We start from the raw sequence: 21146 nt of genomic DNA on the forward strand, positions 1-21146 counted from the left end.
TTTTGAACATCTATATATGGTATAGGAAATTATAATATATCTATATTTTGTGCTCTATATTTATCTAAGCTAACATTATCTGGATCCAGTTCGGTAACTAAAGTATCAAGCCCTTTGATGTTGTAAATTTTATAGCGGTTAAAGGTGTTGAGTTTTTTAGAAATGGTAAGGGCTATTACTCGTTTTGAGGCATAGATCATCGCCTTTTTCATTTGAGCGATTTCCCAGTCAGTTTCCGTAATTCCCTTATCTACATCAAGATATCCAGTACCTAAAAAACAGATATCAGCAGTAATTTCTGAGAGGATGTTTATTGAACTTCCTCCAGTCGCAAGTTGAGAACCTCGGGATAATTTTCCACCTACAAAAAAAACATCATAACGAGAGGATATACTATCTAACAATTCAATGGCCATTGGTAGGCTAGGTGTAAAAAAAGTAAGATCCATTCTTTTAGGAATCAATTTAGCAAATTCTAGATTTGTGGAACCTCCGCTAATAAGCACAACATCACCATTTTTAAGCAGAGAAATTCCCTTTTGAGCAATTTTTGTTTTGCTAGCCTGTTCATAAATATCCCTGGATCGGTCGGTAATTATATTAAATCCATTTGAAACAGCCCCCCCATGGACCTTTTTCAATTTATTGAATTTGTCAAGTTCTTTGACATCCCTTCGTACGGTGTCCATAGAAACATTCAAAATCCCCGATAAATCAGTTAAAAGTACCCTATTATGAATATGGACTTCGTTCAAAATAATTTGATGTCGCTCAAGCTTTTCCAATTGTTTTTTTTTAATAATTTACAAATATATCAATAAAATAAAAGGCTATCAAATGCAATATAACATTGCATATGTAAGAGTTTCAATTAATTTTCACATAGTTTTAAGATTTTTTGCAATAAAACATTGCAAAATTATAAATATTATCATATATTTATTTAATTATTACTATATATTTATTTAATTATTAATAAAAAGTAACTCTTATGAAAAAAACGTATTATTTACTATCTCTGTTTTTAATGGTCTTTTTTGCGCACAGTTCATTTGCTCAAATAGCTACAATTTCAGGAACTGTAACAAGTGAGAATGGGATTCCTTTGCCAGGGGTAAGCATTTTAATCAAAGGTACCTCGAAAGGGGTGATTTCAGATTTTGATGGCAATTTCAGTGTTAATGTTGCGGATGGTGCAGGAAAAACTTTAGCCATAAGTTATATCGGCTTTCGAACAGTTGAGGTAAAGCTTACTGGAGAGAATCAAATTGTGAATGTTATACTTGAAGAAGATTTCAACGCGTTGGACGAAGTGATTATCGTAGGGTCGTCGCTCACCCAATCCAGAAAAAAACTAGGTAACGCTGTCACTACCATTAAATCGAAAGAACTGGTGAAAGGAGCTCCTGTTAATATTACGACTTCATTGCAGGGAAAGGTGCCTGGAGCTCAGATTACCCAAAATTCTGGAGATCCTGCAGGGGGATTTTCAATTAGACTTAGAGGTCCAAGTACCATTAAAGGTTCATCGGAACCCTTATATGTCGTAGACGGCGTAATCACCAGTAATCTTACGACCAATGTGACCAATCTTAATGTAACTGCAGGTGATGCCCAACCTGGACAGAATAGGATGGTAGATATAAATCCTAATGATATTGAGAGCATCAACATCCTTAATGGTGCCGCTGCCGCTGCAATATACGGGTCGAGAGCTTCGAATGGCGTAGTGGTAATAACAACAAAAAGGGGTCTTTCCACTAAAGATGGCCCAGAACTGTACTTTAAATCTACCTTTAATGTAAGTACGATACGAAAAAAATTGGACTTAAATTTGAGGGGTGAAGAATTTGAGACTATTGCCGACAGTCCTTTATCTGGAAGATTATGGCCAATTTTCGGCTTTAATCCCGATACTGGTGCGCTTACTCCATTCAACTATTTGGATTCGAATAAATTTGATACGACAAGATATGATTATCAAGACGAGGTTTTCCAAACTGGTTTTGGTACGGACAATTATTTTTCGGCTAGGGATGGAAATGAAAAAATGAACTACATGGCCTCAATTGGTTATTTGAGTAATGAAGGGATTATAAGGAACACTAGCTTTAATAGATTTTCAGCAAGACTTAATTTCAATCACAATCCTGTTGATTGGCTTTCCTATGATGTAGGGCTATATTATGCAAATAGTCAGTCGGATGAAAAACCAGATGGTAACGTTTTTTGGAGCCCTATAAATTCAATAAACATAACGAACAACGTCTTTGATATAACACGAAGGGATGCAAGCGGGAATTTACTGGCCGTAGAGAATACAAGGATTAACCCACTCTCAATCATAGAAACCTTTGATATTACACAACAGGTCAATCATTATATTCCGAATCTGCACGTGAAAATAATCCCGTTTGAGAATTTCATTATTGACCAGATAATAGGAATTGATACTTACAATCAAAAAGGAAATATTTTTATTCCTGTTTATCCGTACGAAGGAGTAAACCCAGCATATTTCGACCAAGGGTTCGTTGGGCAGGCGGAGGCTAAGATTTTTAATTGGAACTATGATATAAACGCAACTTTTGATACTGATATTAATGAAAACTTAAGTTCCCAGACAACTGCAGGCTATAGTTTTCAGGCAAGCAAGCTGGAGTTTGATGCAGTGCAAGGGCGTGATTTAGATTCCAACAATGATCCCACGGTTTCCCTACAAACACAGCCCATAGACACCAAATTAGACATTTTCGGCTTTTTTCTTCAAGAAACCCTTTCTTATAAAGATAAATTGTTCTTGACCTTAGCTGGCCGTATAGATGGAGCTACCAATTTTGATGTGGATCAAAGATCTAATTTTTATCCCAAGATATCAGGTTCTTATGTGCTTTCCAATGAATCATTTTGGGCCGATGACAGCTTTATCAACTCTGCGAGGTTAAGAGCTTCCTATGGAGAGGCAGGTAACCTTACCGCCATATCACCGTATGAAAGATTTAGCAGCTATACTTCCAATGACTTTCTTGGCAATACAACTCTTCAGCAAAACAATAGGTTGGGGAATGAAAACTTGGCTCCCGAAAGGACTAAGGAATTTGAAATAGGTACAGATCTGAGCTTTTTTGACAATAGAGCATCATTATTATTTACATATTATCGACAGAACATTGAGGATTTGATCGTTAGCCGTGTTTTGGCTCCATCGATAGGAGGATCTTCTAGAACCGAAAATGTAGGGACCATGAGAAATGATGGTATCGAGCTTTATGCAAGGATTACTCCCATTAAAAGGGACGATTTTGTTTGGGACGTGAATTTTAATTTTAGCAGTAATAAAAACGAAGTACTGAAAACCATTGGAGGTGATATAAGTATTGTAACTGTATCAGGTGCGCCACCCGTTGTGCAGGAAGGACAACCTTTGGGCGTGTTTTACGGTACTTATTTCGCAAGAGATGGCAATGGAGAATTGATTTTGTCTGGTTCTTCGACCACAGGTGCTCCACAAGGTGTACCTCAGCCTGAGAGGGGAGACCTCGCTACAGGATCACCACAGCGCGATGCTAACGGACAGCCTATAGGAGACCTCTTAAGAAAGGTTATTGGAGATCCGAACCCAGATTACATATTAGCGGTAGGTACAGACTTTGCATATAAAAAATTTACCTTCTCTATGCTTTGGGAAGCCGTTCAAGGGTTTGATGTTTTTGATGCGGACAAGCGAACAAGACAAGGTGTTGGACTAGGCCGATTGGCTGGACAAGAACTTACTGGGGAACTCCCTAGGGGTTATATCGCCGGGATTTATCCTATCGAGGAATTTAGAATGGAAGACGGGTCTTTTGTAAAGCTTAGGGAAGTGTCTATTGGTTATCAATTTCCCTCGCTGTTTATTGACAATCTTAAAGATGTCAAGATAGCATTGATTGGAAGAAATTTAATTTCATTTGATAACTTTTTCAGTTATGACCCAGAGACTAATGCCGGTGGACAATCAAATTTATTGCGATCGGTAAATTTTGGAAATGTCCCTATACCAATGACTTTTTCCCTATCATTAAGTGCAAACTTTTAAAAAATAAAGATGAAAAATATAACAAAACTATTTGCTTTTATTCTAACTACGGTTGTCATGTCATCATGTGATACCGAGTATTTAGATCCAAATTCGACTTTAGAACCTGACGTAGTCAATAGCACTGAGAATTTAGTAAAGTTGATTAACGGCGCTCAACAACGATGGAGTTCCGATAGAGACGGATTAATTTATACCACAATCGTTATTTCGGGCCTCAACACAGGTGAGTTGCGATTATTGAACCCAGGTAATCTAGGTGAAAATGAAATTCTGTTAGGTGGCGACGACGTCAATGGCGGAAATGAACTTTTAAACAATATGTGGACCAATTCCATGCTGACTAGAAAAGAAGCAACGACTGTCATCGAAGTTGCAGATGGTTCAACGGAAGATGTGACTACGGCAAATTCCTTGAAGGCTTATGCCCTCTTCTATAGAGCATTGGCTCATGGTACCTTGATCCAATTTTTTGAAAGTATTCCACTGGAGATTGTAGAAGATGCTCCATTTAAAAACAGGGAGACCATACTGCAAAATGCCATTGCAGATCTTGAAGAGTCGAAAGGATATATCAGTGCAGGACTTTCCTCGACAGTAACTTCAGAGATTTTTGATTCTGTGAAGATAGAGAATTCTGTAAATGCCTTATTAGCTCGTTTTAATTTAATGGCAGGGAATTACGATGCGTCAATATCTTCTGCTAGTGCAGTAGATCTGTCGGTTCAGTCCACTTGGGCTTATGATGCGGCTGTACCCAACCCTCTGGCATTTTGGTTTGGTTCACAAAATGTTACGCAAGCCAAAGATTTGACATTCGGTTTACCCTCAAGTCTACTTCCCAATACAGAGGATGAACGGATACCGTTTTACATAACTGCTGAAGATCTAAACGGTCCAAGCCCAAATTATCAAGTGGTAGGATTTTACGATGATAATTTGGACGAAATACCAGTCTACCTTCCAGGAGAGATCATATTGATTAAAGCCGAGGCGTATGCAAGGCAAGATGACCTTGCCAATGCCGTCACGGAATTGAACAAAGTATTGACCAAGACGTCTGCCTTCGATTCTTTTGGATTAGGAGCAAACCTCGCCCCTTATTCGGGTTCTCAAACCAAGGAGGAAATTTTGAATGAAATTTATAAAAACAGACGTATTGAACTTTATTTGAGTGGACTTTCCTTGGAGGATTCCAGAAGGTTCGGAAGACCTGGAGCGACAGAACCGAATGCAGAGAGAAATAGGAACTACTATCCCTATACCAATGCAGAAAGGGACAATAATACCAATACGCCATCAAATCCATCATCATGAAAGATCTTTAAATTGTAGTTGAAGTGTTCGGGGTATCTGAATAGCTACCCTTGAACTCTTTAAAGTGTAGAGGTTTTACTTAAATTCTAACCCCCTAAACTTATGTAATGAAAGAGGTTGAGAAAGGACTTGACGTAGTATTGAGTTCTCCCGACATGGATACGAGGTCTAAGAAAAATGTAGCTTTTTTTTGTCAAAAGGCTTTAATGGTCTCTGATTATTCAAATGCTACTGAAATCTTTAGAAAATTGTTTGGTTTTAGATTTATAAAAATTTTTGGATCCCAATACGGTTTCACTACAGATGTTCAGCATAATATGATTGTCTCCAATTATATTGTAAATTCTCATTTCAATATTTCTGTCTATTTTCTGTATTCGGAAGCATACATTACTGCCGATGACACCTTAGAGGGTATTGATCATCTTTTTATCGGTCTACAAGAGGTGGGTTGCAGAATGGACACTTACAATTACACCCTTTCGCTTTTACTGTATAAATGTATCGATAAGAACACTGAAATCATCGCACTGGATCGTCCCAAACCTTTAAACGAAATTGACATTGAAGGAAATATATTGAATCTTGAGTTCAAGTCTCACATTGGACGTTATCTCCTCCCAGCTAGACATGCCTTAACCATAGGTGAAATAGCTCTATTACATCAAAAAAAATGGGCACAGGGAAAAATTAATCTCACTGTGATAAAAATGCAAAACTGGGAACGTAATCTGTTCTTTGAGGATACTGGACTGCCATGGATTCTACCTTTGTCGAATTTAGCAAGAGCAAAAAGTACTTGTACTTTTCCCAGCACGGTCTTGTTCGAAGGGACGAAATTAAGTGATGGCCGCGGCACAACAAAAGTCCTTGAAATTATTGAACATCCAAAAAATGAGCCTTATTCATTTTACAAGAACCGCCTTAAAAGCGTTTTCAAAAATGAAATATTAAGTGTATTCACATGGCGCCCAATTATCTTTTTACTCACTTTTCAAAAGTATTTTGGAAAGGTATGTGGGGAATTTGAAATCTTTGTTACCGACAAGACAAACTTTAAGCCTTGGCGTGAAGCTCAGCCCTTGATAGGTGAATTATACTCTTACTTAGTAAATAATTTTGTAGGGAAACATTCGACTTATAAATATAACTATGCCCAAAACCAATAGATATAATAAAGGGTTTGGACAAACTATGCCATAGGATTGAATATAATGATTATTTAAATACTGCTGGACACTTTGGAAAATCTAGTTGAATACAAAAACATTATTAAAGAAATAATGCTATACAGAACATCATCAATATAAACTCATTATAATTTGAATCCACTACTTGTTTTAGTGATAATTGCCATCTACTTCGCCTTTTTGATGATAATTTCATATTTCGCGTCTAGGAATCGTAATGACGAAACGTATTTTACTGGTGATAGACAATCTCCATGGTTTTTAGTGGCTTTTGGTATGGTTGGAGCAGGACTTTCAGGGGTTACCTTCGTCTCATTGCCAGGAATGGTGGGAAATAACAGTTTTTTTTTCTATCAATTCATACTCGGTAATATAGTTGGCTATTTGTTCATAACGTTCGTACTGATTCCGCTTTATTACAGACTACAATTAGTATCTATATATTCTTATCTACAGGAAAGGTTTGGAAATAAAACCTATAAGACTGGATCCTTATTTTTTCTGGTCTCCCAATCCTTTGGTGCGGCCTTAAGGCTATTGTTGGCAGCTAAAATTCTTCAATTTGCACTATTTGATAAGTTTAATATCCCATTTTTCGTAACCGTTGTTATTATTTTGTTCATGGTATGGCTGTATACCAACAAATCGGGCATTAAAACAATTGTTTGGACTGACACATTGCAGACTACATTTCTAATATTGGGAGCGGTAATAACCATTTATAGCATTTTAACCTCATTGAATTTAACATTAGGCGAATCCATCCAAAAGGTCATAGGCCTTGAATATTTTACCGTTTTCAATTGGGACAGCAGTTCAGGAAACAATTTCTTTAAGCAATTTGTTGCAGGTATTTTGGTGTCAATAGCCATGATAGGGCTAGATCAAAATATGATGCAAAAGACTTTGACGTGCAAAAATCAATGGGATGCTCAAAAAAACACCTTGACCTATAGTTTTATATTAGCCATTACACAGTTCCTTTTTATGGGATTAGGAGTTTTACTTTATATTTATGCTGAAAATCAAGGTATAGCTTTGCCTATGGATGAAAACGGTAGCCTTTTGGATACCGATACGTTGTTTCCAAATCTGGCCCTGAACCATCTTGGAACCTTTGCAGGTCTATTTTTTGTGTTGGGTATAACAGCAGCCTCGTTTTCGAGCGTCGATTCATCACTAACAGCATTGACAACTTCATTTACGTATGATTTTCTTGATAGGTCTCACAAGTCCAGTAAGGAAAAGAAAAAATTAAAAAATTGGGTGCTTTTAGGTTTTTCATTTATTATTTTTCTAATAATAATGATCTTCTCAAATAGCCGGGGAGATATTATTTCGCTCATTTTTAAAGTAGCAGGATATACCTATGGCCCTCTTCTAGGTCTCTATCTTTTTGGAATGTTCAGCACTATAAGAATTAGAGATAAGTGGGTTCCGATAATCTGTTTGCTTGCCCCTGTGTGCACTTATATATTGAGTTGGTATTTCAAAAATACCTTTCATTTTGACTTCGGTTTCATAAATATAGCTGTCAATGCTTTATTAACGATGCTGGGGTTAATACTAATTAAAAAAACATAATGAAGACTACCAAACCAACTACCGAGCAATCATCTAAATATGACGGTCTTGAAAAAATGGGAATATCTGAACTTCTTTTTAATATAAATAAGGAAGATCAATCAGTTCCTCTAGCCGTTGAAAAGGCCATACCGCTTATAAATGACTTTGTAACAATAACTGTTTCCCGTATGCAATCGGGAGGTCGGTTATTCTATATTGGGGCAGGTACAAGCGGAAGATTGGGAGTATTAGATGCCTCCGAATGTCCACCTACCTTTGGCGTTTCAGAAGATTGGATTATAGGGATTATAGCTGGTGGTGACGGGGCTTTAAGAAAAGCTGTAGAAAACGCTGAAGATGATATGCAACAAGCTTGGAAAGATCTAATTAAATTCAATATCTGCGATAAAGATGTACTATTGGGAATTGCAGCTTCGGGCACAACGCCTTATGTATTAGGTGGGCTTTTAAAAGCTAAGGAAAACGGAGTCATTACAGGCAGTATTTCATGCAACAAAAATTCTGTGTTGTCCATGAATGTCGATTATCCAATCGAATTGATCGTCGGTCCTGAATTTATAACTGGTAGCACTAGAATGAAATCCGGAACAGCACAGAAACTTGCTTTAAATATGATTTCGACTACCGTTATGATCCAATTAGGGCGGGTACATGGAAACAAAATGGTCGACATGCAACTATCCAATAAAAAATTGGTGATTCGAGGGATAAAGATACTCATGGAAGAACTTGGAATAGATAAAGAAACAGCATCAGTTCTCTTAAAAAAGTATAAAAACGTGAGAAAAATTTTAGAAATACATAAGCGTGATTCAGATTCACAAACTTAAAAAGAGGAATAGTCTTCCTTATATAAGTATTACTAAATTAAATTTATTATGTCGTATAAATAAATTGAATTAGACTACGATGTAACTCAGCGCATGTTTTTTGATAAAAATCAGGCGAAAAAGAAACGATTTAATGCGGCATTATAGATTTAACTTGGTATAGGTGTAAGTCTTCAATAATTTCAAATTTGAAAACTTAAAAAAAATAAAACAAGGATTATTAGGAAAAAACTTTAAAATATGGGACGATTAAATTTCTTTGAAGAAACACGGTTTGAAAAACTTCCTGTGAGTGTCTGTACTACCGAAAAAGAAGCCTCACTCAAAGTTGCACGACACATTGCTGAAATAATAAAAGATAAGCAAGCCAAGGGTGAAATTGCCGTTTTAGGCCTAGCTACAGGTGCAACACCAGTTAGGGTTTACGAAAACTTAGTAAATATGCATAAAAATGAAGGATTGAGTTTTCAGAATGTAGTCACCTTCAATTTAGATGAATACTATCCTATGCAGCCTGATGCAAAGCAAAGCTATGTCTCATTTATGGACGAGCATTTGTTCAACCATATAGATATAAAAAGAGAAAATATTTATATACCTAATGGGACTTTAAAAAAAGAAGATATTGCTAATTTTTGTATTAAATATGAACATAAAATCGGCGAATATGGTGGTCTGGATATCCAAATTCTGGGTATTGGTAGAACAGGTCATATAGGATTTAACGAGCCGGGATCGGCACCAAATTCAGGAACTAGGTTAGTAACTCTCGACGACCTGACAAGAAGGGATGCCTCCCGTGATTTTGGTGGGAAGGAAAACGTTCCCACAAAAGCAATCACTATGGGAATTGGAACGATTTTCAAAGCAAAAGAGATCATCCTGATTGCCTGGGGCAAGAGAAAATCTTCTATTATTATGAAAGCTGTGGAGGGTGAGATCTCGGGAAATGTACCGGCAACTTATCTACAACTTTCAGATAACGTAAAATTTGTTCTCGATAAAGATGCAGCTTCAGAGTTAACGAGGTTCAATACCCCTTGGCTAGTAAAAGACTGTATTTGGGATGATAATCTAATCAAAAAAGCACTTATTTGGCTATCTTCGGAAGTAGGAAAACCCATTTTGAAGATTACAGATGAAGATTACAATAACAATGGAATGGCACAACTGGTTATAGAACAGGGACCGGTGTACAATATCAATATTAATGTTTTCAATCAGTTGCAGCACAGTATTACAGGATGGCCAGGCGGAAAACCCAATTCAGATGATTCTCAAAGGCCTGAAAGAGCTGAACCAGCAAGAAAACGTTCTATAATTTTCTCTCCGCATCCAGATGATGATGTGATTTCAATGGGAGGAACATTCATAAGGCTTGTTGACCAAGGACACGATGTCCATGTCGCTTATCAAACTTCTGGTAATACCGCAGTTTGGGATACAGACGTGCTAAGATATGTAGAATTTGCAATTGATTTCAATAAAAGTATAGGGCAGGAAACCACGGTTCTTGAGCGCATCTATGAAAATATGCGAACTTTCCTAAAAACAAAGAAACCCAACGAAATAGATCTGGAAAAAATTAGAGATGTGAAGGCATTTATTAGAAAATCTGAAGCTTACGCAGGAGCAAGATACGCAGGGCTAGAAGATTCAAATATCCATTTTATGACATTGCCGTTTTATGAAACAGGTAAGACCGAAAAGAATCCCTTCAAGGAAATTGATGTACAATTAACAATTAAGTTATTACAAAAAATTAAACCGCATCAGGTGTTTTCAGCTGGGGATTTTGATGATCCACATGGAACCCATAAAGTTTGTTTTAAAATAATTATAGAAGCCTTAAACCAACTTCGGAAGACTGAAGAATGGGCAAAAGAGTGTTGGCTGTGGATGTACCGTGGAGCTTGGGATGAATTCGAAACCCATGAGATTGAAATGGCTGTGCCACTTTCTCCGATGGAAGTAAATAAGAAACGAAACGCAATTTTCCAGCACCAGTCTCAGAAAGATCACCCTGTTTTCCCAGGTGATGACGAGCGGGAATTTTGGATAAGAGCGGAAGAGAGGAACCGAGAAACTGCTGTTAATTATAATAAACTAGGTCTTGCAAACTATGAGGCCATGGAGGCTTTTGTGAGATGGAAATTTGAAAATTAGAGCATTAAAGAATAAGATCTATGATAGTCTTATACGATTTAGCTGTGTTCAAGGATAAATATGTCTTATGTTAGTCTGAAACCCTATAGATATGGTCCCACTAGATCTAAGGGTATAGTCGCAAGAGATGGCCTTTTCTTTGCCAACTCAAAAAGGAGGGATGTCATTTAGGTAGAAAACTAAAAAAGCGAGCAGGCATAAGTGATGAAAAAGTAGCTGTAGTGGTAATTTGTGACAGATCAGGAAATAAATACTTTAAAGTGACCATAAGAGGTTTATAGTAAATTAGCATTTAAATGTCTTATAAAATAAGTTTCCTTTTTACTTATTCATCATCATAAAATAGAACCGTAACTAGTGCTGTGCTTATATTTTTTCCTCAGCTAAGTAAAAAACCTGTACTGAGCTACATCGCAGTATAATTCAAATTTTTAAAATAATTGGATAAAGACTTTTAAGTAGGTTGAGTTGACTTCCAAAAAAATAGAAGTGTCAAAGAGGCCTTAAATACTCTGACTAAAGTCTTCTATGCATTTTAAGTTTATGAAAAGGTTAGTTTAGGTTTAAATCATCAAACTCTTAATGTTAAGCCGTAACTCAATCTTTATATTCAGTGTAGGCTAGTCAATGTTTTTATGTTTTTCTCTTAATGTACGCTGATATCTGGTGTTTTACATTTGAAAAAACTAAAACAACGATGAAACAGACTTACTTTATTTTAATGGTTCTATGTGTTATAAGCCTTTCAGGGTTTTCTCAATCGCATACCATTTCAGGTGAAATTAGAGATACTAATAAGAATCTTATTCCAGGTGCCAATGTGATGATTCCAGAACTCAACAAGGGTTCTGTTACCAATGCTAATGGTAAGTTTGAGCTCAAAAACATACCAGAGGGAAATTATACTATGAAAATAACTTATTTAGGTTTTGAAACGATAGAGCAACAGGTGGAAGTTTTAAGACATCTAAAATTATCTTTTCAATTAAAAGAAGCCAGCTATATGCTCGATGGAATTATGGTCTCTGCTCAAAAGCGAGAGCAACTGAACAAAGATGTTCCTATAGCTATCACCTCATACGGGGGCAAATTTTTGGACAATACCAATACTTTTGAATACGATGCACTTTCAGAATTTGTACCTGGGCTTCAAATTCAAATCCAGAGTGTAAATAATCCTGGTATCGTGATCCGTGGGATTACTTCAGATAGTGGTGACTCTAGGGTTGAGCCAAGGGTTTCCGTGTTTCAAGATGGAGTCTCCATCAGTAAATCTAGAGGCTCAGTTGTTGAGCTCTACGACATGGAAAGAGTTGAAGTATTGAAAGGTCCTCAGGGAACTTTATTTGGACGTGGAGCACAAATTGGAGCTATACATCTTATACAGAATAAGGCTAAAAACGAAAATTCGGGATACATAAAAACTGCTTTTGGTAATTTCAATCAACGCCTACTTACTGGACACGTGAATACTCCATTAGTAAAAGATAAATTATTTGTTCGGGTTGCTGGAATCTATAATGCTAGAGATGGATTCTTAGAAAATCGATCTGGTGGAGATCTTAATGGAAAGGAGACTTTAGCGTTTAGGACAGCCTTTAAATACATCATTGGCGACAATACAACTCTAGATTTTATCGCTAACTGGCAAAGGGATACTCCGCCTGGAACTTCTTTTAAAAGTCGGAGATTTGCTCCAGTTGGTGGAGATACAAATCCCAATTCATTTGCAGATTTAGAACGTGGGGAAGAGCTCGGTTTAGATAGAGATGTTTGGGGTCTTACCGCAATCTTAAAACATCACATCTCACAATATTGGGATTATACCCTTATTTCGGCCTACCGCACCTTTGACTCAGACGAAGCTTTTGATGCCGATGGAACTGCAGCGCCAGTCTTGTTTTTCAGAGAAGAGTCTAAAGGGGATCAATTTAGTCAAGAACACAGGTTTAATTTTGATACTAACGAACGTTTTAGAGGGTTTTTTGGAGTCAATTTCTTCGCGGAAAACGGCTCACAATCCGTGCCTTTAGAAATTAATGAGCAAAGCTACGCTGCTTTACTTCTTGCTCCAGATAATTTTATTGTGAATGGTGTTCCAACCATCATCCCTAATATCCCAAATGATCCTGCTTTCGGTCCTTTGGCAGGAGCTCCTTTACGAGAATTTAACTCGGAGCGATCCACCAATTTCGGGAAAAATTATTCTGGCGATATTTTTATAGATGGATCTTATGATGTGACAATGAAATTGACTGCGACTTTAGGTCTTAGAGCAACTTGGGAAAATAGTAATGCGGCTTTAGAAGTCGATAACGCAGAACAGCCTGGAGTCTTAGGAAATTTTTTAGGGACCTTTCCTAATAATATTTTTGCACCAACCAATGGAAGAAAAAAAGCGAGTGAAAGCTTCACGTCTGCTGTAGGTCGTTTTGCATTGGATTATAAGTTCAATGCGCAAGTAACAGCTTTTGGAAACATAGCTCGAGGACGCAGACCTAATGTTATCAATGTTACGGCCACTGATGTGAATGTCTTATCCGAAGAAACCGTTTGGTCTTATGAGTTAGGAGTAAAGACTTTATTTATGGATAACAGATTTCAGTTTGATGCTAATGCGTATTATTACGACTACCAAAATTTCCAAACCACTATTGCGAGGCTTGATCCTGTTAATGGTTTAGTGGTGATTCCTAACGATAGTGGGAGTGCAATCTCTTATGGTTTTGAAACTTCTTTACAATATGCGGCGAGTAAGGACATTAGCTTTTTTGCAAATTATGCTTACATCGATGCCACTTTTGATGACACAGATGAAAATGGGGATCCTCAAGAATTAGCGGGTAACCGCTTTCGTCTTACACCAGAACATTCTTTTTCCTTGGGAGCAGATGTTAATGTGCCCTTATCTTCAAGAGTTGAGGTCTTTTTTAGACCTACGTATTCCTTTAAATCGAAAGTCTTTTTTCAAGAGGATAACCTTCCAGAAATTTCACAAGATGGCTATGGATTTCTTAACCTAAGGCTTGGTGGTCGTCTAGACAAAACTAAAGAGTTGACATTTTTTGTAACCAATGCACTCGATGAAGAGTTTATCATAGATGCAGGAAATACTGGTCAGGCTTTTGGAATACCAACATTTATCGCTGGACCTCCACGATTTTATGGAATTCAATTTTCAGTAAGATTCTAAGTCAAAATGTGTAGTATCTTTATCTAAAACTTACTAAAATGATTATGAAACCAAATAGGCTTATTAAATTTATCTTACTAGCTTTTTTAAGCCTCCAGCTTCAAGCCCAGTCGAGTGCCCCTTATACTTTAGACTCCGTAGACCAATGGCTTCAAGAAAAGGAAGCATCGGTAGATGACTTAAAGGAGGATAACAATGCTATGATTTCGTGGGCAGATCAACCAAATATGCAAACAGATCTTGCTTTCGTTTATCTCCACGGTTTTGGAGCGAGTAGGATGGAGGGAGAACCAGTGATTTCCGAGTTGTCTAAAACTTTTAAGGCAAACGTTTATTACGCCAGACTTAAAGGTCATGGGAGAAGTGGAACCGAAGGTTTTAAAGAACTCACCAAAGAGAGGTACATAGTATCTGCTAAAGAGGCTTTAGATATTGGTCGACTACTTGGTAAAAAAATAGTTCTCATCAGTACATCTACTGGAGGTACATTAAGTTTATATTTAGCTTCCCACTATAATGATATCGCAGGCTTAGTCTTGTATTCTCCCTTTGTAGGTCTTAAAAATCCTATGATGAATCAAATAACCACCCCAGAAGGTCGAGAACTGTTTAAATCTATGATCGGCGGCGAAGTCCAAAAAATGGATCGCTCTGAACCTGAGAATAAGTTCTGGTCAACGCAATATCATATTAATGCTTATGTAGCCTTAATTGGTATGCTGCAACAAACGATGACTTTAGAGACTTTCAAGGCCGTTGAGTGTCCTGTTTTTATGGCGTATTACTATAAAAACGAAAAGGAGCAAGATCAAGTTGTTTCGGTCCCGGCTATGTTGGATATGTACAATCAGCTGGGAACTTTAGACTCCCAGAAACAAAAGCAAGCTTTTCCTGAAACAGGAAATCACGTTATTGCAAGTGACCTGAGGTCCAAGGATTGGATGTCGGTGCTTGATGCTAGTGAAAAATTTATTAAATCTCAAATCCAGAACTGATGAAATACCTATTTGTTTTTATATTAGCGTTTCCCTCATTAACGGCACAAACCACTAAAGACAAAACCATTCCAATATTATCGACACATACTTTCGATTTACAAGGCCATCGTGGAGCCCGAGGTTTAGCTCCTGAAAACACCTTACCCGCTTTTCAAAAGGCATTGGAACTTGGAGTTAATACGTTGGAGTTGGATGTGGTAGTGACCAAAGACAATCAAATAGTCGTGTCTCATGAGCCTTGGATGAATGCCGATATCTGTTTGGGTCCTGATGGCAATTCTATGACTAAAAAAAGTGAAAAGGACTACAATATCTATCAAATGTCTTACGAAGAGGTATTGACTTACGACTGCGGAAGTAAATATAACCCAGCATTTCCAGAACAGCAGTTGGAGACCGCTTATAAACCCCTCCTCATAGAGGTGTTACATATGGCAGATAGCATTAGCAAAAATCACGGTAAGAAGATCAACTTCAATATCGAACTAAAAAGCTCAACGGAAGGGGATGAACTTTATCATCCAAAACCACAAGTGTTTGTGAAACTAGTCATGGATCTTATTCAGCAAGAAACCAACATGGAAAGAGTTAATTTACAAAGTTTTGACTTTAGAATTTTAAAAGAATTACACCAATCCCATCCAGAGGTTAGTCTAGCTGTTTTGGTCTATGAAACCGATGTAGATACAGCTTTAGAGCAATTGGGATTTGTACCAGAGATTTACAGTCCTTATTTTCCTCTAGTAAATAAAAGTATGGTAGATACTGTGCATTCTAAGGGGATGAAGCTGATTCCCTGGACTGTCAATGAGCCAGAACAGATGAAAAGCTTATTAAAACTAGGAGTAGACGGACTCATTACCGATTATCCCGATAGAGCTTTAAAGTTCAAAAAAGGGAGTAGTGGTAAATAATAGTAACTTAGTCTTCAATCCTTTTTAAATTTTTTCGCCAACTTTTTTTGAGGTGACTAATAATAATGTGAATGACACTTTGAAATTTTTAAAACACAAAATCTAAACCTCATGAAAACTATCGGATGTTTTTTAATCGCTTTTACACTTTTCTCTTGTGGAACGAAAACTAAAGAAAAGAGTCAAGTCAAAGAAAGTAAATCTGAAATAACGATTCTTAAAGAGTTAGAAAAACTAGCTGGTGAATTCAAATTTACTGAAGGCCCAGCGGCTGACGTTCATGGGAATGTCTATTTTACTGATATTCCAGACTATAAGATATATATCTGGACACTAGAAGATAGTCTAAAGATTTATAGAGAAGAGAGTAATGGAGCCAACGGACTTTATTTTGACGAGGATCAAAATTTATGGGCCTGTGAGGGTGGAAAGTTAAGAATCACAAGGACAAGTCGAGAAGGAGAGTATACCCCAATAGCCACTCAATACAACGAAAAGGAATTTAATCGAACCAATGATATTTGGATCAATCCCAAAGGTGGAGCTTATTTTACAGATCCCAAATATGGAAATGATCAAGATCAACTTCCTCAAGGGAGTATGCAAGTTTACTATATCAGTTCTGACAACAATTCTGTTAGTCGTGTGACGGAAGATCTTATAAAACCCAATGGGCTAATAGGAACACCCGATGGTAAAACCCTTTACATCACCGATCCTGGTGCTGAAAAAACGTATCAATATACTATCGAAAACAGCGGCAAGCTTTCCCAAAAAAAACTGTTTGTTGAATTTGGGGGTGATGGGATGTCGATAGATGAGCAAGGAAACGTATATCTTACGACGAGTGGGAAACCACAAGTGGATATCTTTTCACCCCAAGGTGAATTATTAAAAACCATAAAAGTGCCAGAACAACCCTCTAACGTAAGTTTTGGAGGAAAAGAAAGAAACCAACTTTATATCACCGCTAGAACATCTCTGTATAGAGTTGAACTAAATAAAAGGGGAGTGAATTGATTTAGAAGAAAAGTTTTCTAATGGGATAATTGTGTCATTTAACTATTCTAGTTTACCTTTATATTAGTCTACAAGTCAATTTATATAATAAAATAACATATACTTTTATCTTAGGCTAAAAGTATGCAACTCTATATTATATGATTTAATAATGAAAACTGTGTCTCTTAAAATTGATGAATCTATTTTCGGTGAAACCGAAAATATTCTGGCTAGAATTAAAAACCAAGTCATCGGTATATTAATGAGGCTCTAGATTTTTATAATAAATTGCAGCGTAAGCAAATCATTGAGGAAAAATTAAAGAAAGAATTAGAGCTGGTTCAAGAAGACTCTATGTGTGTCCTCAAAGAATTTGAAAATATTCAAAATGCAGATTAAGCAATTTGAAATTTGGATTGCTGATTTGAATCCCCAACTCGAAACCGAGCCAGGGAAAACTCGACCAGTTTTAGTCATCCAAACCGATTTACTCAATAAAATTCAGCATCCTTCAACATTGATCTGTCCCGTAACCACAAATGTTAAGAAAAGCTCTGAAATATTGAGAGTTCATATTAAAAAAGGGGAGGCCAATGTTCATCAATCCTGTGACATCATGATAGATCAAATGCGCGCCATAGATAATAAAAGACATACCAATAAAATAGGACTCTTACCACAAGATCTATCGGAATTGGTCAAATAAAATATCAAAATTGTAATGGATATAGTTTAAAAATTTATCTCAATTTTGTCTAATAAGAAGACTCTTCATTACCCTATACTTCCAGAAATAGCCTTACTTTTGCACTGCAGGTCGCCCTATCGCCGTGTGCCGAACTAGTTTCGGCATTTAGTTAAATTTTGTTTCAAAGTTTAATCGATTCTGAATCAAGTTCAGAACAAGGAGGAAAGTCCGGACACCATAGCACAAACATAGCGGGTAACACCCGTCGTCATGCCCTAGGCATGAAAGGACCAGTGCAACAGAAAGCAAGTACAGTACGGCTGTAGTGAAATCGGTAAACTCTATGTGGTGAAATGTTATGTAAACCAAGGCTCGAGGGTTGTGCGCCCAATCTTGGAGGGTAAACAGATGGAGGTTTTTGGTAACGAAAATCCTAGATAAATGATAGGGCATTCAATTTTTATTGAATGACAGAACCCGGCTTATAGACCTGCTTTTTTTATTTTTTTTTGAATTTATTTTAGATATATTTATTTAGTCTAGATAAGACTTTAAGCCTCGTATACCCTTAGTTGGGAAGCTTGGTGAGAAAGGAGTTTAAACATAAATCCTAAAAAAAATTCAATCTTCAGGCAACGCTAAAGGCTTTTCGATCGTCTATACTTATAGACCCCCATTGAAACCCATGAAACTGATAAACTTACATAGAGATTTAGAGCAAGATATCCAAGATGCTCAGCAGCATAGCCAAAAGGCACAGTATCGCCTTTACAAGCGATTCGCTCCCAAAATGCTATCGGTATGTAGGATTTACATTTCAGATTTTCATCATGCAGAAGATGTTATGTCTACGGCCTTTGTAAAAGTATTTAAGAATCTAAAGCAGTTCGAAAATAAAGGCAGTTTTGAAGGGTGGGTCCGACGGATTATGGTGACTACGGCTATCGATTTTTTAAGACAGAAAAAGCGCATTGAGTTTTCTACAGATGTGGTAGAACAGTTTGAAACTGTTGAGATGCCAACTCTAAACGAATGGTCTGTAGACGACTTACAACGCCTTATTGATGAATTGCCAGAAGGCTATAAAGTGGTCTTTACCATGCATGTCATAGACGATTATACGCATAAAGCCATAGCAAAAACCCTTCATATTTCTGAAGCGACATCCAGATCACAGTTGTTTAAAGCTAAACGACTCCTCAAAACAAAATTAGAAACCTTAAGATCTTCCTCTCATGGACAAGTTTAAACACGACCTACAACATAAATTCGATCAGCGGGAAATCCAACCAACTGACGAAGCTTGGGGAAAAATCACTGGAGAATTAGCCACTTCTAAGACGAGCAAGACTAAAAGCCTTTGGTTATGGAGCGGTGTTGCCGCTGGGTTTATTGGGCTTTTAGTTTTACTTTCTCCTTTATATCTGTCGACGACCTCTGTACCATCGGTGGTAAATTCAGCAGATAAAGAATACACAAGTGAGATTGTTAGACCTTCTATAGAAAGTTTGAGCCAACTCCAACCCCATGGAATTCAAGGCATACAAATTGATTTCTCTCAGCCTACATTACCTATAAAAATTCCGAAAGTTGAGTTAGATCAGCAACCATCTTCTATTGCAACAAAAGCAACGTCTTTGCTTGCCGAAATAGAGCAAGAATTGGAAGCTGAACGCTTTAGTCAGAAAAATTTAGATGAAACTGAACTTTTACTGGCACAAGCTAGAGCAAAGCTTTCAAATAAAACAGATAGACAACTTTTAAAAACGATAACAGCAGAATCTCTTTTGGCAGAAGTCGATCTACAGGATAATACATCCTTGAGAGACAAAATTTGGAAGCTGATAGAAGTGAACTTTAAAGAACTCAAAACCAGTCTAGGAACACGATAACTTTAGAATACCTGTAGATATGTTGGCGCCAATCTTTTAAAAGCATATCGACTTATATATGACTCAATTTAATCCCTAAAAACTTAAAACCATGTTAGTAAAAATTACTTTAATCTTAGTCCTTATGTCCAGCTTGTTTAACTTACAATTGCAAGCTCAAGATCGCGATTTCTCCGCTTTTTCTGAAGAAGAAACCATTGGATTGAAGCACCTCCTCAATAGAGTAGAAACCGAAGAAAAGAGCTTTTTAAAAACCAAAGTCAAAGACATCAATATCAGGTTGGAAGAAGGTAACCTATCGCCAGACGAAGCGCAAGACCTTAAAGTTTTAGCCGCAGAACAAACGGCAAAGACTATAGCAGATGCACAAAATTTAGTGTTTGACTGGGCAACATTTCAAAAAGAAAAATATGGAGAGGTGGAGATAGACCAGTTTGGAGATTACGATTCTTATCTATTGATCATCAATGAGATGGGATTGAATCCTTCAAAATTTAATTTTGATCTTAATTTTTTTAAAAATTCACCCAAAGAGAAAAATAAGCGTAAGCCATTAAATGAGAGAGACCTGCCTTATTCACCGAGAACTTTAAGTGAGTTATTTATCAGTATTTCTTTTAACAACGCAGTGTCGGATGGAGGAAGTATAGATAATACCTCATTTAAATTTGGAGGAAGCCGTAGTTTTGAAATTGGTTACGAATGGAGTACTCGAGTATTTAAAGAAAGTAACTTTCTACGTATCAATTATGGAGTTTCCTTTCAGTTTAACGGCTTAAAGCCTAAAAACAATATGATTTTTGTTGCAAACGGTGAACAAACTGTGTTGGAACCTTTTGAGTTTGATTTGGAAAAAGCCAAATTCAGAATGGACAATTTGATCCTTCCCGTTCACCTTCAATTTGGTAATTCTAAAACTACAGTCTTAGACAACGGAAATAAACGATTTACAGATCATGACTTTAAGGTGGGGCTTGGAGGCTTTGTTGGGATCAACTTGCTGAACACTCAAAAATTGAAATTTGATGATGGACGTAGAGATGAAAAACTTAAGCAACGTGACGATTTCAACACCAATAATTTGTTATACGGTTTAAGCGCTTTCGTAGGTTGGGAGACGGTCGCAATCTTTGCTCAATATAATTTAAATCCTATTTTTACCAATAATGTAACAGATTTAAACAACTTCCAAATAGGCGTTAGGTTGCTTATGGATTGAAGACATTAGAATTAAGATTAATATCAAATAAGTCCTTTACCACTATCATGGTAGAGGATTTATTTGTTAATG

At 36.9% G+C, this 21146-nt stretch carries 15 protein-coding genes and 1 other RNA gene; 15 read left to right on the plus strand and 1 reads right to left on the minus strand.

The features are described 5' to 3' along the window. Window positions 1-29: 29 nt before the first annotated feature. Window positions 30-785 carry a DeoR/GlpR family DNA-binding transcription regulator gene (locus tag CXF67_RS01755; protein WP_102087181.1) on the minus strand — a complete coding sequence of 252 codons (756 nt, stop codon included), beginning with the start codon at window positions 783-785 and terminating at the stop codon, window positions 30-32. Window positions 786-991: 206 nt separating this feature from the next. Here CXF67_RS01755 and CXF67_RS01760 point away from each other — a divergent pair, with 206 nt between their 5' ends. The 15 genes from CXF67_RS01760 to CXF67_RS01835 all read left to right on the plus strand — a co-directional run bounded on the left by CXF67_RS01760 (window position 992) and on the right by CXF67_RS01835 (window position 21074). Then, window positions 992-4078 carry a SusC/RagA family TonB-linked outer membrane protein gene (locus tag CXF67_RS01760; RefSeq protein ID WP_102087182.1) on the plus strand — a complete coding sequence of 1029 codons (3087 nt, stop codon included), beginning with the start codon at window positions 992-994 and terminating at the stop codon, window positions 4076-4078. 9 nt (window positions 4079-4087) lie between these two features. Beyond that, the gene (locus tag CXF67_RS01765) at window positions 4088-5395 is read left to right on the plus strand and encodes a RagB/SusD family nutrient uptake outer membrane protein (protein ID WP_102087183.1); all 1308 of its coding nucleotides are present in this window, start codon (window positions 4088-4090) and stop codon (window positions 5393-5395) included. Between the two features lie 107 nt (window positions 5396-5502). Further along, a complete protein-coding gene (locus CXF67_RS01770) occupies window positions 5503-6564 on the plus strand; it encodes a DUF1343 domain-containing protein (protein WP_102087184.1) in 1062 nt (353 codons plus the stop codon). Window positions 6565-6717: 153 nt separating this feature from the next. Then, entirely contained in the window at window positions 6718-8169 is a 1452-nt protein-coding gene (locus tag CXF67_RS01775) for a sodium:solute symporter (protein ID WP_102087185.1), read from the plus strand. Then, window positions 8169-9002, plus strand: coding sequence for an N-acetylmuramic acid 6-phosphate etherase (gene murQ, locus CXF67_RS01780; RefSeq protein ID WP_102087186.1), 834 nt, complete (start codon window positions 8169-8171; stop codon window positions 9000-9002). The genes CXF67_RS01775 and murQ overlap by 1 nt, the downstream gene beginning before the upstream one ends. Before the next feature lie 240 nt (window positions 9003-9242). Further along, a complete protein-coding gene (gene nagB, locus CXF67_RS01785; protein ID WP_102087187.1) occupies window positions 9243-11168 on the plus strand; it encodes a glucosamine-6-phosphate deaminase in 1926 nt (641 codons plus the stop codon). 697 nt (window positions 11169-11865) lie between these two features. Then, a complete protein-coding gene (locus tag CXF67_RS01790; protein WP_102087195.1) occupies window positions 11866-14361 on the plus strand; it encodes a TonB-dependent receptor in 2496 nt (831 codons plus the stop codon). Window positions 14362-14405: 44 nt separating this feature from the next. Continuing rightward, window positions 14406-15356, plus strand: coding sequence for an alpha/beta hydrolase (locus tag CXF67_RS01795; RefSeq protein ID WP_257984546.1), 951 nt, complete (start codon window positions 14406-14408; stop codon window positions 15354-15356). Beyond that, complete coding sequence (locus CXF67_RS01800; protein ID WP_102087189.1) at window positions 15356-16273, plus strand: glycerophosphodiester phosphodiesterase; 918 nt, start codon at window positions 15356-15358, stop codon at window positions 16271-16273. The genes CXF67_RS01795 and CXF67_RS01800 overlap by 1 nt, the downstream gene beginning before the upstream one ends. Window positions 16274-16384: 111 nt before the next feature. Continuing rightward, complete coding sequence (locus CXF67_RS01805; RefSeq protein ID WP_102087190.1) at window positions 16385-17293, plus strand: SMP-30/gluconolactonase/LRE family protein; 909 nt, start codon at window positions 16385-16387, stop codon at window positions 17291-17293. A gap of 370 nt (window positions 17294-17663) precedes the next feature. After that, a complete protein-coding gene (locus CXF67_RS01815) occupies window positions 17664-17981 on the plus strand; it encodes a type II toxin-antitoxin system PemK/MazF family toxin (protein ID WP_102087191.1) in 318 nt (105 codons plus the stop codon). A gap of 165 nt (window positions 17982-18146) precedes the next feature. After that, an RNA gene (rnpB, locus tag CXF67_RS01820) (RNase P RNA component class A) lies at window positions 18147-18464 on the plus strand. 184 nt (window positions 18465-18648) lie between these two features. Continuing rightward, complete coding sequence (locus CXF67_RS01825) at window positions 18649-19212, plus strand: RNA polymerase sigma factor (RefSeq protein ID WP_102087192.1); 564 nt, start codon at window positions 18649-18651, stop codon at window positions 19210-19212. Beyond that, window positions 19199-19855, plus strand: a complete 657-nt coding sequence (locus CXF67_RS01830; RefSeq protein WP_102087193.1) for a hypothetical protein — start codon at window positions 19199-19201, stop codon at window positions 19853-19855. The genes CXF67_RS01825 and CXF67_RS01830 overlap by 14 nt, the downstream gene beginning before the upstream one ends. A gap of 91 nt (window positions 19856-19946) precedes the next feature. Further along, window positions 19947-21074, plus strand: coding sequence for a hypothetical protein (locus CXF67_RS01835; protein ID WP_102087194.1), 1128 nt, complete (start codon window positions 19947-19949; stop codon window positions 21072-21074). The last annotated feature ends 72 nt before the right edge of the window (window positions 21075-21146 follow it).

The sequence above is a fragment of the Psychroflexus sp. MES1-P1E genome, from assembly GCF_002836055.1.
GTDB lineage: Bacteria > Bacteroidota > Bacteroidia > Flavobacteriales > Flavobacteriaceae > Psychroflexus.